This window comes from Novosphingopyxis iocasae, assembly GCF_014334095.1.
Classification (GTDB): Bacteria; Pseudomonadota; Alphaproteobacteria; order Sphingomonadales; family Sphingomonadaceae; genus Novosphingopyxis; species Novosphingopyxis iocasae.
The window spans coordinates 2,254,021-2,266,270 of record NZ_CP060495.1 but is presented as its reverse complement, the minus strand read 5'-3'; the positions used below and the strand labels follow the sequence as shown (position 1 = coordinate 2,266,270).

Below are 12,250 nucleotides of genomic sequence, written 5' to 3'. Positions count from 1 at the left end.
CTCCATGCTATCGGCCCGTCCCATGAACCGCACCATGCCCCGCCTCGCCCTTTGCGCTCTCGCCTTGATGACTGCGGCGCCTGCCGCTGCGCAAACTACTGCGCCCTACAGCGTCGCCGAGAGCGGGCGCGGCTACGGATCATTGCAAGCCGCGGTCGATGCGATCGGCAATGGCACGGGCACGATCCTGGTCTCCCCCGGCGTGCATCGTGATTGCGCGGTTCAGGAAGGCGGCGCGGTGACGTATCGCGCGGCGGTGCCCGGCAAGGCGATTTTCGACGGCGGGATCTGCGAGGATAAGGCCGCGCTCATCCTGCGCGGACGGGCCGCTACGGTGAACGGCATCATCTTCCAGAATATGGCGGTTGCCGACGGCAACGGCGCGGGAATCCGGCTGGAGCAGGGCAATCTCAACGTCTCCAACAGCTATTTCCGCAATAGCGAGCAGGGCATCCTCACCGCCGACGACCCTTCGTCTGCCATCCGCATCGACCGCTCCACCTTTTCCGGCCTTGGCCGGTGCGACCGGGGGCTGTCCTGCGCGCACAGCATTTACATCGGCGATTACGGATCGCTCAGCGTCACGCGCAGCCGTTTTCAGCAGGGCAATGGCGGCCATTATGTGAAAAGTCGCGCACGCCGCACGACGGTGACCGATTCGAGCTTTGACGATACGCGCGGGCGCGCCACCAATTACATGATCGATCTGCCCAACGGCTCCACCGGGGTGATCGAGGGCAATGTCTTTGTGCAAGGACGCGACAAGGAGAATTACTCCGCCTTCATCGCCGTCGCCGCAGAGGGCAAGGAGCATTCGAGCAACGGGCTGATCGTGCGCAACAACGATGCGCGCGTCGGCCCCGGCATCGACCGCACCACGACCTTCCTGGCCGATTGGTCGGGAGACCGGGTGCAGCTTGGCGCAAACCGGCTGGGGCCGAAGCTGAAGCCGTTCGAGCGGCGCTGAGGCGGCGCTGTCCTACGCGGCGGGCAGCCTGTATAGGGGGCGCATCATGACCGCCCGACCGACCGCCGCTCTGTTCCGTTCATCGATGGCAGGACACGGGCCGACCGAATTTTCCGGGGGTGTCCCGTTACATTTGCGACCTTTCGTTCGCATCGGCGCGGCCCTTGCGGCGTTGCTGCTGATCGCGCTCGCGGCCACCTTCTGCGTGGCGGCCCCGGTCCATGCGCAGGGCAGCAACGCCACGCACATCCAGGGGGCGTTGCTGGCCGAGAACGGCAAGGTCGCGCCCGGCGGTGGTGATACGCTGGCGCTCTCGTTTAAGCCGGATGCCGGCTGGCATGGCTACTGGTCGAATCCCGGCGATGCGGGCTTCGGGATCGATCTGAAATGGACGCTGCCCAAGGGCGTGACGCTGGGCGAAGCGCAGTTTCCGGTGCCGCAGACGCTGACGATCGCGGGGTTGATGAACCATGTTTATGAAGGGCCGCATGCGCTGCTGTTCGATCTGATGCTGGACAAGAGCGTCGCACCGGGCACGCGGCTGCCGATTGGTCTGGATGCGCAATGGCTCGCCTGTACCGACGAGATTTGCGTGCCGGAAACCGGCCATTTCGAAACGACGTTGGTTGCGGGTCCGGGCGGAAAGGCGGCCACCGCAAGCTTTGACCGCTTCCGATCGGCCCTGCCGACGCCGCTCGATCGGCCCGCAACGTTCGAGGTGGCGAACGGCATGCTGCGGCTCGCCATCCCCTTTCCAGCCGCTGCCGCCGCGCCGGCACCTCATTTCTTTGCGAGCGCCGACGGCATGGTCGATTACGCCGCGCCCCAGCGGTTTTCGCGCGTAGGTGACCGGCTGGTGATGGAGACCAGGGCGGCGGGCGCATCGCCCCAGGACGTTTCTGGACTGCTGGCGCTGGGAGACGGCACCGGCCTTTCCATCTCCGCCGCGCCGGGGGCCGTGCCGACCGGGGGAGTGCCACTGGCCGGCAGTGCCGATCCCGCCGCCGCCGATGCGCCTACGCTGCTTTTAAGCTTTGGCGCGGCGCTGCTTGGCGGCCTGCTCCTCAATATCCTGCCTTGTGTATTCCCGATCCTGGGCCTGAAGGCGATCAGCCTGAGCCGCGCGGCCATCGGCGAGGCCGAGGCGCGCCGCGATGCGCTGGCTTATGGCGCAGGGGCGATCCTAGCCTGCCTGGCGCTGGGCGGTTTGCTGCTCGCTTTGCGCGCGCGCGGTGAGGCGGTGGGCTGGGCGTTTCAGTTGCAGGAGCCGGCCGTGGTGGTGGCGCTGTTCCTGCTCACCGTGGGGATCGTCGCCAACCTGCTGGGTATGTTCACCGTGCCCGGCCTCGCAGTCGGTGATCGTTTGACGCGATCGGGCGGGATGAGCGGCAGCTTCTGGACCGGCGCGCTCGCTGCGTTCGTCGCCACGCCCTGCACCGGGCCGTTCATGGCCGCCGCATTGGGCGCGGCCCTCCTGCTGCCCGTTCCGGCCGCGCTGCTGCTGTTCGCGGGGCTGGGCATCGGACTGGCGCTGCCTTTCCTTGCCATCGGCTTCGTGCCCACGCTGCGCCGCTGGCTGCCCAAGCCGGGGGCATGGATGGAGACCTTCCGCAAATGGATGGCGCTGCCGATGGCGCTGACCGCATTGGCGCTGGGCTGGCTGCTATGGCGTCTGGGCGGCCCGAACCTGATAATCGCGGGCGTCGTCGCGGCGGTGGCGATGCTCGTCATTCTGCTGCTGCTGGGTCGCGGTCAGCGCGGCGGCGCGGGCGCGGTGCCGCTGCTGGCGGCAGGCGCTTTGGCGGTTCTGCTGCTGCCCCCTGCGCTGGTCGCGGCGGCTCCGGAGAGAAGTTTTGCTGCGCACAATGGCCGCAGCAATTCGCTGCCGTTCGATGAGGCGCGACTGGCGCAACTGCAGGCCGAGGGGCGCCCAATCTTCCTTTATTTCACTGCTGATTGGTGCGTCACCTGCAAGGCGAACGAGGCTGCCGCGATCGAGCGGGAGGGCGTGGCCCGCGCGTTCGAACGGGGCAATGTTGCGGTGATGAGCGGGGACTTCACCCGCCGCGATCCGGCCATCGCACGATTCCTGGCCGCGCATGGCCGGGCGGGCGTGCCCTTTTATCTGTTCTACCCGAAAGGCGGCGGAGAGCCGAAAGAGCTACCGCAGCTGCTGAGCCAGGATATGCTGATCGATCTGGCGGCGCGTTAGCTTTCGAACTGCACTTCGTGGGTGTGTCCGCGCACGATAATTCCCTTCGTGCCGGTAACCCCGTCAATCGGAATAGATACTTCGAAAGCGCGCTCGGTCACGTCACGCGATATCGGCGCGGCCACTTCGATCACCCAGTAATCAGGCTTTGTCGCGTAGATGCGGGGCGCAAGCTTCACGCCCAGGCCATCTTCGGGAAGGGTGCCGCGCACGCGAAGGAAGCGCGTGCTTCCCATGGGACCGGTTTTGATCACCGCTTCGTCGAAATCGATAAGCCGGGCATTGGGCGCGCCCGTATGGGAACGCGGGGGATTGGATACCATTAAAAAATTCAAACTCCAGGTCGTCAGACGCGACCGAACTATCGCCCCCCTCTCCCCATCTGCCGACCACGGCCGACCCCATCAACCCCGGATTGGTGGTCATGCCCGGAAGTCACTGCAAACGCGTGCAATAAAATTACGCTATCGTAACGCAGTAATAATCGGGCGGCCCTCAGCTCATTTTCCGCTGGGTCTTGCCGTATCGCATCTTGCGCGTGCCCGGCCGTCCCTCGGTGGCGCGGCCGCGCGGTGCGGCGACCTGTTCGTCGCCTGGCAGGCCGAGTTCGTCGGCCTCCAGCTTGCGGATCTCGTCGCGCAGGCGCCCGGCCTCCTCGAACTCCAGATCGGCGGCGGCGGTGCGCATCTTCTTCTCCAGATCCTCGATATAGGCGCGCAGATTGTGGCCCACGAGGCTTTCGGGCTCGTCCTTGGACGCCTTTGCGCGATCGTCCTTGCTGGCATAGGCCACGATGTCGGAGATATTCTTGCGGATCGTCTTCGGCGTGATGCCGTGCTCTTCATTATAGGCGAGTTGCTTTTCGCGCCGCCGGTCGGTCTCGGCCAGCGCGCGCTCCATCGATCCGGTGATGCGATCGGCGTAGAGGATCACGCGCCCGTCGACATTACGGGCGGCCCGGCCGATGGTCTGGATCAGCGAGGTTTCGGAGCGCAGGAAGCCTTCCTTGTCCGCGTCCAGGATCGCGACCAGCCCGCATTCGGGGATGTCGAGCCCCTCGCGCAGCAAGTTGATGCCGACGAGCACGTCGTACACGCCCATGCGCAGATCCCGGATCAGCTCGATACGCTCCAGCGTCTCGACGTCGGAGTGCATGTAGCGCACCTTGATCCCGGCCTCGTGCATGAACTCGGTGAGGTCTTCGGCCATGCGCTTCGTGAGCGTGGTGACGAGGGTGCGATAGCCCTTTTGAGCGGTGATGCGCGCCTCGTTGATCAGGTCGTCGACCTGTTCCTCGACCGGTTTGATCTCTACCGGCGGATCGATCAGCCCGGTGGGGCGGATCACCTGCTCGGCAAAGACGCCGCTGGTCTCCTCCATCTCCCACTTCCCGGGCGTGGCGGACACCGCAAAAGTCTGCGGGCGCATCGCGTCCCATTCGTTGAAGCGTAACGGACGGTTGTCGATGCAGCTCGGCAGGCGGAAGCCATATTCGGCCAGCGTCAGCTTGCGGCGATGGTCCCCGCGCGCCATCGCGCCGATCTGCGGCACCGTCTGATGGCTTTCGTCGACGAACAGCAGCGCGTTATCGGGCAGATATTCGAAAAGGGTCGGCGGCGGCTCGCCGGGCAGGCGGCCGGTGAGGAAGCGACTGTAATTTTCGATGCCGTTGCAGCTGCCGGTGGCGTGGATCATTTCCAGATCGAAATTGGTGCGCTGCTCCAGCCGCTGCGCTTCCAGCAGTTTGCCCTCCGCTTCCAGCTCCTTCAGCCGCTCGGAAAGCTCGAACTTGATGGCCTCGGCGGCCTGCTTCATCGTCGGGCCGGGCGTGACATAGTGCGAGTTCGCATAGACGCGCACCTTGTCCAGCTGCGCGCCCTTCTTGCCGGTCAGCGGATCGAACTCGCTGATCGACTCCACCTCGTCGCCGAAAAATTCGATGCGCCAGGCCATGTCTTCATAGTGCGACGGGAACAGCTCCAGCGTATCGCCGCGCACACGGAAATTGCCGCGCGCGAAGGCGGTGTCGTTGCGCTTATATTGCAGGGCGACGAGCTTGCGGATCAGCTCGCGCTGGTCGACCGTGTCTTCCCTTTTGATGTCGAACACCATCGCCGAATAGGTCTCGACCGATCCGATGCCGTAAAGGCAGGAAACGGAAGCCACGATCAGCACGTCGTCGCGTTCCAGCAGCGCGCGCGTAGCCGAATGACGCATCCGGTCGATCGCCTCGTTGATCGAGCTTTCCTTCTCGATGTAGGTGTCGGAACGCGGCACATAGGCTTCGGGCTGATAATAGTCGTAATAGCTGACGAAATATTCGACCGCGTTCTCGGGAAAGAAGCTCTTGAACTCGCCGTAAAGCTGCGCGGCGAGGATCTTGTTGGGAGCCAGCACCAGCGCCGGGCGCTGCAGTTCTTCGATCACCTTCGCCATGGTGAAGGTCTTGCCCGAGCCAGTGACGCCCAGGAGCACCTGCGTCGCCTCGCCATCGCGGGCGCTTTCCGTCAGTTCGGCGATGGCGGTGGGCTGATCCCCAGACGGCTCATATTCGCTGACGAGCTTGAACTTCTGCCCGCCTTCCGCCTTTTCGGGGCGAACCGGCTTGTGCGGCTTGAAATTCTCGTCGGTCTCGGGCTCTTCCAGCCCGCGTCGGATCACCAGTTCTGCCATCGCGCCTATATGTGGGTGGCGGGGCCCGCTGCCAAGGCGGCTAGGCACGGCGGAAGCACGCGCCTATCTAAAGCGGCCCGATCCCGACCGGAGTTGCACAATGAAATCCCATGCCGTCTTCCTTGCCGCCGCGGCCGCTCTGGCCACCCTCGCCGGTTGTTCGGGCAAGGAGGAAAGCACGGATGCAGCGTCGGCGGCGGACAGCAGCGCCGCGGCGCCCGAGGTCGCCGCACCTGAGCGGGCGAGCCCGGAAGAAAGCGCCGCCAATCAGGAGGCGATGGTCCAGACCCTATCCGACAAGCTGAAGCCGGGCCTGTGGAAGCTGCGTTTCACCGTCACCAGCATCGATGCGCCCGACGCGCCGGAACCGCTGCGCGCGCCGCTCCAATCGCTGAAGGGCACCACCCAGGAATATGCGCATTGCCTGCCTGCCGATCAGGCCGGGCGGCCCGATCCGGAGTTTTTCGGCAACGATACCAATAGCGATTGCAGCTATGACACATTCAGCCAGAGCGGCGATTTCACCACCATCAGCATGACCTGCGGCGGTGAGGGTGGACGCCGGATGCGCACCGACATGCAGGGGGAACTGAAGCCGGAAAACTTCGAACTCGCTATGGCGAACCAGGTACTGAACAGCCCGAACGGCAAGATCAAGCTGGCGGGCAAATTGACCGGCACGCGCACCGGATCGTGCGAAGGTTGATGGACGAGGCGGCGATGGAGGCGGTCGCGCTGCGGTCGCTCGCGAATCTTCCGGAAGAATTCCGCCGCTATCTGGGCGATGTGGTCGTGCGGGTGCAGGATCTGGCAACGCAGGAAATGCTCGAATCAGTGGGGCTGACCCATCCGATGCAGCTATCGGGCCTCTATACCGGCCGGCCGATCGACAACAAAAGCGTCTGGGACGTGTCGGACGGCACGCCCGATCGAATCTACCTCTTCCGCCTGCCGATCCTGGCGGAGGCACGCGAGCGGGACATTCCGGTGGAGCGGCTGGTCCACCATGTTATGATCCACGAAATGGGCCATCATTTCGGCCTGTCCGACGATGACATGCACGCGCTGGAGGACGAGGCCTGAGCCCCGCCCCGCAGCAGCGCGTTTAGCGCGTCGGCTTGGGCGTATCGCCGCTATAGTCGTAGAAGCCGCGGCCCGATTTGCGGCCGTACCAGCCCGCCTCGACATATTTCACCAGCAGCGGCGCGGGGCGGTATTTGGGATCGCCCGTCGTCTCGTGCAGCACGCGAGTAATTTCCAGACAGGTATCGAGCCCGATGAAATCGGCCAGCGTCAGCGGCCCCATCGGATGGTTGAGGCCCAGGCGGCAGGCGGTATCGATATCCTCGATGCTCGCGACGCCTTCGCCCAGCGCGAAGCAGGCCTCGTTCAGCATCGGCAGCAGGATGCGGTTCACGATGAAGCCCGGCGCGTCGTTGGCGAACACCATCTGCTTGCCCAGCGCCTTGCCGTAGCCGCGCACGGTCTCAACCGTTTCGGTGGACGTCGCGAGGCCCTTGATCACCTCGATCAGGTCCATCACCGGCACGGGATTGAAAAAGTGCACGCCGATGAAGCGCTCCGGATCGGGCGAGGCCTGGGCGAGCCGCGTGATCGGGATGGAGGAGGTGTTGGACGCCAGCACCGCCTTGTGGCCCAGCACCTTGCCGACTTCGGCGAATATGGTGCGCTTCACCTCTTCGCGCTCGGTCGCCGCCTCGATGATCAGCCCTGCGCTTGCCATCGGTTCGAAGGAGCCGACCGGCTCGATCCGGCCGAGCGCGGTTTCGGCGGCCTTCGCCTCCATCTTCTCCTTTTCGACCAGGCGGGATAGGCGCTTGCCGATATCCGCCTTGGCCTTTTCGGCGACCTCCAGGCTCACATCGGCCAGGAACACGCGGTAGCCCGCTGCGGCGGACACCTGCGCGATGCCTGCGCCCATCTGCCCTGCGCCGATAATGCCTACGCTGTTCATGCCTATGTCTCCTTCGCCCGTGGCCGCGATCCCGGCCCGATCTCTTGCCGACCGCCTATAAGATAGGCGATGTCGGGACAAGCGCGCCGGAGGAAAGCGGGGGCGGGACGGTGGCTAGCGCGCGGCCTGTTCCAGCCGCCGGGCGCGTTCGAACGCTTCGCGCCGCTCCTCGACCATCGCGGCGGTATCCTTCGCCGCCGCCGCCTTGGCCGCCTGATCGGCGGGCGCACGGCGCGCCTCGTCCGCCGCGGGCACGGTGCACCAGGCGGTCAACAGTACGCCGAGCGACCAGAACAAGGCATTCCAGCGGCTGGCGAACACGGTTTTGAGGCGCGGTCCGAAGAGCATGCCGCGGTGTATCGCATGCGCGCGGTTAATGGTGCGTTCGCGACAAGGCGAAAAGGCGGGGCAGGCGCGCCCCGCCGCTTCGTCAGGCGATCGCCGGTAGCTGATCGAGATATTTGTCCAGCGTCAGCGGATATTCGCGCACGCGGATGCCGGTGGCGTTGTAGATCGCATTGGCGATCGCCGCGCCGGGTCCGCAAATGCCCAGCTCGCCCACGCCCTTGGCCTTCATCGGCGAGATGACGGGGTCGAGCGTGTCGAGGAAGATGCAGTCCTGATGCGGGATGTCCGCGTGTACGGGCACTTCGTAACCCGCCAGATCATGGTTCACGAAGAAGCCGAAGCGTTCGTCCACATGCAGATCTTCCATCAATGCGGAGCCCGCGGCCATGGTCATCGCGCCGATCACCTGGCTGCGCGCGGATAGCGGGTTGAGGATGCGTCCGGCATCGCACACCGCAAGCATCCGCTGGACGCGGGTTTCGCCGGTATAGGCGTCGACCGCGACTTCCACGAAGTGCCCCGCATAGGTGCCGATGTCGTAATCCTCTTGGAACTTGCCGAAGTCCATCTCACCGTCCGCGGACACAGCGCCCGCTTCGGTCAGCTTTGCGGATCGCTCACCCAATGTGATCGAGCCGTCCGCGAAGGTGGCCTGATCGCCGTCGATCCCGAGCGCTTCGCCGATCTTGCGGCGCAGGTTGACGCAGGCGGCATAGACGCCCGCGGTGGAGGAGGCCGCACCCCATTGGCCGCCCGATCCGGCGGCAACGGGATAGTTCGAATCGCCCAGTTCTACCTGCACGCGGTCCAGCGGCAGGCCGAGGCTTTCCGCCGCGGTCTGCGCGATAATGGTGTAGCTGCCGGTCCCGATGTCGGTCATGTCCGTGAACACGGTGAGGCGGCCGTCCTCGGACAGCTGCACCCGCGCCGCCGATTTCTGCGTCGGCGCACCGCGATAGCCCGCGGCCACGCCCATGCCCTTCAGCCAGCGCCCCTCACGCGTTGCGCCGGGCTCGGCCTTGCGGGAAGACCAGCCGAAGCGCTCCGCCCCTTCGCGCAGGCAGCGGACGAGATGCCGTTCCGAAAACGGGATCGACGGATCGCCCGGCAGCGTCTTGGGCTCGTTGACGATGCGGAATTCGACTGGGTCCATGCCCAGCTTCTCCGCCATTTCGTCCATCGCCACTTCCAGCGCGAGATGGCCGACCGCTTCGCCCGGCGCGCGCATGGCATTGCCTTCGGGCAGATCGATCTGCCCGACATAGGATGCGACCAATCGGTTGTCCCCGGCGTAGAGTTTGGGAGTCTGCGCGGTGCCATGTTCGCCGCCCTGGCCGGTGATATTGGCGGACCAGCATTCATGGGCGATCGCGCTGATCGTCCCGTCCTCGCCCGCGCCGATGCGCAGCCGCTGGATGGTAGCGGGGCGATGCGTGCAATTATTGGCGATCAGCGGGCGTTGCAGCGCCACTTTCACCGGGCGCTTGGCTGCTTTGGCACCCAAGGCGGCCATCACCGCATCGGCGCGGATGAACAGCTTTCCGCCGAAACCGCCGCCGATATAGGGCGAATCCACCCGGATGTTTTCCGCCGGCATCTTCAGGATGCTGCCCATGGCCTGCTTGGACCAGTTGATCATCTGGTTCGACGTCCAGAGCGTCAGCTTGTCGCCGTCCCAGGCGGCGATGGTCGCCATCGGTTCCATCATCGCATGGCTTTCGTCCGGCGTCGTATATTGGCTGTCGATGGTGACGGGGGCGGACGCGTAGGCCGTGTCGAAATCGCCGCGCGTCTCACGCATGTCCTCGCCGCCATAGCCCTTGCCGACCTTGGCCGAAGCCTTCACCTTTTCCAGCGAATGGACGCCCTTCGCGCGCTCGTAATCGGTGCGGATCAGGGCGGCGGCGGCACGGGCCTGCTCGAATGTTTCGGCCACCACCACGGCAATCGCCTGATGATAATGCGCGACATCGCGTCCGCCGAACAGCGGCGCCATGTTGAAATTGCTGCTGCCGACCGGCTCATGCTCGGTCGCCGCGACGACGGCGATCACGCCGGGCGCGGCGCGCGCATCGTCCAGGGTCATCGATTTGATGCGCCCCTTCGAAATGGCGGAGCCGACCACCCAGCCATAGGCCTGGTTGGCCGCGACATCGTGGCGTTCATAGGCGTAAGGGGCCAGGCCGCTGGTCTTCAGCGGGCCGTCGATCCGGCGAGTGGACTTGCCGACGATCTTGGCATTGTCGAACAGGTTGTCGCCTGCGGGTGCGTTGAATTCCATGGGATTCGCTCCTCTCAGGCCTTCGCGTCCGCGAGCACGCCGGCCAGCGTGCGCTCGGCGAGCGGGATCTTGAACTTGTTGTCCTCGGTGGGCCGGGCACCGGCAAAGGCGCGGGCGACCACCGCTTTGGCGCCCTGCGGCATCAGCGCATCGGCTTCCTCCACGCGCCAGGGCTTGGGCGCGACGCCGCCAAAGGCGACGCGGCCGGTGCCGTCCGGCATGACGATGGCGGCCACGGAGACCAGCGCAAAGGCATAGGACCGGCGGTCGCGCACCTTGTGGTAGAAATGCTGCCCGCCCAGCGGCTTCGGCAGGCGCACATGGGTGATGATTTCGCCCGGCTCCAGCGCGGTTTCGATCTGCGGCGTATCGCCCCACAGGCGGTGGAAATCCGCGATCGGAATGGCGCGCCGGGCACCGTCCGGCTTCACCGTCTCCACCACCGCATCGAGCAGGCGCATGGCCACCGCCATATCGCCCGGATAGGTCGCGATGCAGGTGTCCGACGTGCCGATAACGCCGAGTTGGCGGGAAGAGCCGCCGATGGCGGAGCATCCACTGCCCGGCCGCCGCTTGTTGCAGGACATGTTGGTGTCGTAGAAATAGGAACAGCGCGTGCGTTGGAGGAGATTGCCCCCGGTCGTTGCCTTGTTGCGCAACTGGCCGGACGCGCCCGCCTGGATCGCGCGGGTGAGCACGGCATAATCCTCGCGCACCCGCTTGTCGGCGGACAGCGCGGTGTTGCTGACCAGCGTGCCGATGCGAAGCCCGCCATCGTCGGTCTTTTCGATCCGATCCAGTCCCAGATCCTGCACATCGACGAGATGCGCGGGCGTCTCGATCTCCAGCTTCATGAGATCGAGGAGATTGGTGCCCCCGGCGATGAACTTGGCATTTGGATGGGTGGCAACGGCCTTGGCCGCGGCTGCGGGATCGCCCGCGCGTTCATAGGTAAAGCTTTTCATGTTCTCAGCCCTCCGCCACTTCAGACATGGCGTCGGCAATGTTGGAATAGGCGCCGCAGCGGCAGATATTGCCGCTCATCCGCTCACGCATTTCCATATTGGTGGGGGCGATGGCGCCGGTCAGATCGCCGGTGACATGGCTCGGGATGCCCTTGCGGATTTCCTCCAGCGTGGCGACGGCGGAGCAGATCTGCCCCGGCGTGCAATAGCCGCATTGATAGCCGTCATGCTTCACGAACGCTTCCTGCATCGGGTGCAGATCGTCCGGCGTGCCGAGCCCTTCGATCGTGGTCACCTCGTCGCCTTCGTGCATCACCGCGAGGCTGAGGCAGCTGTTCACGCGGGTGCCGTTCACCATCACCGTGCAAGCGCCGCATTGGCCGTGATCGCAGCCCTTCTTTGTACCGGTGAGCTGCAGATGTTCGCGCAGCGTGTCGAGCAGCGTGGTGCGGGTGTCGAGCTCCACCTCATGCGGCTTGCCGTTCACCTTCATCTTCACCTTCATCTGCGGCGGCGGTGCGGCCTCGTTCCGGCTGCGCTGTGCCAGCGCGGCATGCGGGGCGTTCACCACCGCAGCGGACGCGGCGCTCGCCGCCAGCATGTGCCGGCGCGTGAGGGGGAGGAATTTGCTGTTCGTCAATGTCCGGGCTCCGAAGCGTTCGGGAGTTTGGCGTGCGGGAGGGGCACGTCTTGGCAGGGACGGTAGGGGCGGGCGTAGACAAAGTCTAATCGGCTGCTTCGATTAGGGCCATGGACGGGCGAGTCGTGCACGTGGCCGCCGTGATTGACGAGCGGTGACATGCGGTTCAGACCTGCATGATCGAAGCGG

At 65.3% G+C, this 12,250-nt stretch carries 11 protein-coding genes; 4 read left to right on the top strand and 7 right to left on the bottom strand.

Annotation, left to right across the window (positions count from 1 at the left end; all coding sequences use genetic code 11):
- Nucleotides 1-22: 22 nt before the first annotated feature.
- Nucleotides 23-967, top strand: coding sequence for a right-handed parallel beta-helix repeat-containing protein (locus H7X45_RS10830; RefSeq protein WP_187337119.1), 945 nt, complete (start codon nt 23-25; stop codon nt 965-967).
- 46 nt (nt 968-1,013) lie between these two features.
- A complete protein-coding gene (locus tag H7X45_RS10825) occupies nt 1,014-3,179 on the top strand; it encodes a protein-disulfide reductase DsbD family protein (protein ID WP_246449439.1) in 2,166 nt (721 codons plus the stop codon).
- Here the strand turns inward: H7X45_RS10825 and H7X45_RS10820 are convergent.
- Both H7X45_RS10820 and uvrB read right to left on the bottom strand, forming a co-directional pair.
- Nucleotides 3,176-3,502 (bottom strand): hypothetical protein, encoded by a 327-nt coding sequence (locus H7X45_RS10820; protein WP_187334884.1) that lies wholly within the window; start codon nt 3,500-3,502, stop codon nt 3,176-3,178. The genes H7X45_RS10825 and H7X45_RS10820 overlap by 4 nt on opposite strands.
- A gap of 172 nt (nt 3,503-3,674) precedes the next feature.
- Nucleotides 3,675-5,852 (bottom strand): excinuclease ABC subunit UvrB, encoded by a 2,178-nt coding sequence (uvrB, locus tag H7X45_RS10815; RefSeq protein WP_187334883.1) that lies wholly within the window; start codon nt 5,850-5,852, stop codon nt 3,675-3,677.
- Nucleotides 5,853-5,952: 100 nt separating this feature from the next.
- On the opposite strand from uvrB, the gene H7X45_RS10810 reads away from it, so the two are divergent.
- Nucleotides 5,953-6,558 (top strand): DUF3617 domain-containing protein, encoded by a 606-nt coding sequence (locus H7X45_RS10810; RefSeq protein ID WP_187334882.1) that lies wholly within the window; start codon nt 5,953-5,955, stop codon nt 6,556-6,558.
- A complete protein-coding gene (locus H7X45_RS10805; RefSeq protein ID WP_246449438.1) occupies nt 6,546-6,935 on the top strand; it encodes a metallopeptidase family protein in 390 nt (129 codons plus the stop codon). Before H7X45_RS10810 ends, H7X45_RS10805 begins: the two co-directional genes overlap by 13 nt.
- Nucleotides 6,936-6,957: 22 nt before the next feature.
- Here H7X45_RS10805 and H7X45_RS10800 read toward each other — a convergent pair whose 3' ends face one another.
- From H7X45_RS10800 to paoA, 5 genes are all read right to left on the bottom strand, one after another.
- Entirely contained in the window at nt 6,958-7,827 is an 870-nt protein-coding gene (locus tag H7X45_RS10800) for a 3-hydroxyacyl-CoA dehydrogenase NAD-binding domain-containing protein (protein ID WP_187334881.1), read from the bottom strand.
- Nucleotides 7,828-7,941: 114 nt separating this feature from the next.
- Complete coding sequence (locus H7X45_RS10795) at nt 7,942-8,175, bottom strand: hypothetical protein (protein WP_187334880.1); 234 nt, start codon at nt 8,173-8,175, stop codon at nt 7,942-7,944.
- 82 nt (nt 8,176-8,257) lie between these two features.
- Nucleotides 8,258-10,456: an aldehyde oxidoreductase molybdenum-binding subunit PaoC gene (gene paoC / locus H7X45_RS10790; RefSeq protein ID WP_187334879.1), complete on the bottom strand. Its 2,199-nt coding sequence runs from the start codon at nt 10,454-10,456 to the stop codon at nt 8,258-8,260.
- A 14-nt stretch (nt 10,457-10,470) separates the two neighbouring features.
- The gene (locus tag H7X45_RS10785) at nt 10,471-11,421 is read right to left on the bottom strand and encodes an FAD binding domain-containing protein (RefSeq protein WP_187334878.1); all 951 of its coding nucleotides are present in this window, start codon (nt 11,419-11,421) and stop codon (nt 10,471-10,473) included.
- 4 nt (nt 11,422-11,425) lie between these two features.
- Nucleotides 11,426-12,061: an aldehyde dehydrogenase iron-sulfur subunit PaoA gene (paoA, locus tag H7X45_RS10780; protein WP_214645487.1), complete on the bottom strand. Its 636-nt coding sequence runs from the start codon at nt 12,059-12,061 to the stop codon at nt 11,426-11,428.
- Between the last annotated feature and the right edge of the window lie 189 nt (nt 12,062-12,250).

Bases quoted from the DNA above. Each gene is read 5' to 3' on its own strand.
- H7X45_RS10830 (WP_187337119.1), top strand. From the start codon at position 23: ATGAACCGCACCATGCCCCGCCTCGCCCTTTGCGCTCTCGCCTTGATG.
- H7X45_RS10825 (WP_246449439.1), top strand. From the start codon at position 1,014: ATGACCGCCCGACCGACCGCCGCTCTGTTCCGTTCATCGATGGCAGGA.
- H7X45_RS10820 (WP_187334884.1), bottom strand. From the start codon at position 3,502: ATGGTATCCAATCCCCCGCGTTCCCATACGGGCGCGCCCAATGCCCGG.
- uvrB (WP_187334883.1), bottom strand. From the start codon at position 5,852: ATGGCAGAACTGGTGATCCGACGCGGGCTGGAAGAGCCCGAGACCGAC.
- H7X45_RS10810 (WP_187334882.1), top strand. From the start codon at position 5,953: ATGAAATCCCATGCCGTCTTCCTTGCCGCCGCGGCCGCTCTGGCCACC.
- H7X45_RS10800 (WP_187334881.1), bottom strand. From the start codon at position 7,827: ATGAACAGCGTAGGCATTATCGGCGCAGGGCAGATGGGCGCAGGCATC.
- H7X45_RS10795 (WP_187334880.1), bottom strand. From the start codon at position 8,175: ATGCTCTTCGGACCGCGCCTCAAAACCGTGTTCGCCAGCCGCTGGAAT.
- paoC (WP_187334879.1), bottom strand. From the start codon at position 10,456: ATGGAATTCAACGCACCCGCAGGCGACAACCTGTTCGACAATGCCAAG.
- H7X45_RS10785 (WP_187334878.1), bottom strand. From the start codon at position 11,421: ATGAAAAGCTTTACCTATGAACGCGCGGGCGATCCCGCAGCCGCGGCC.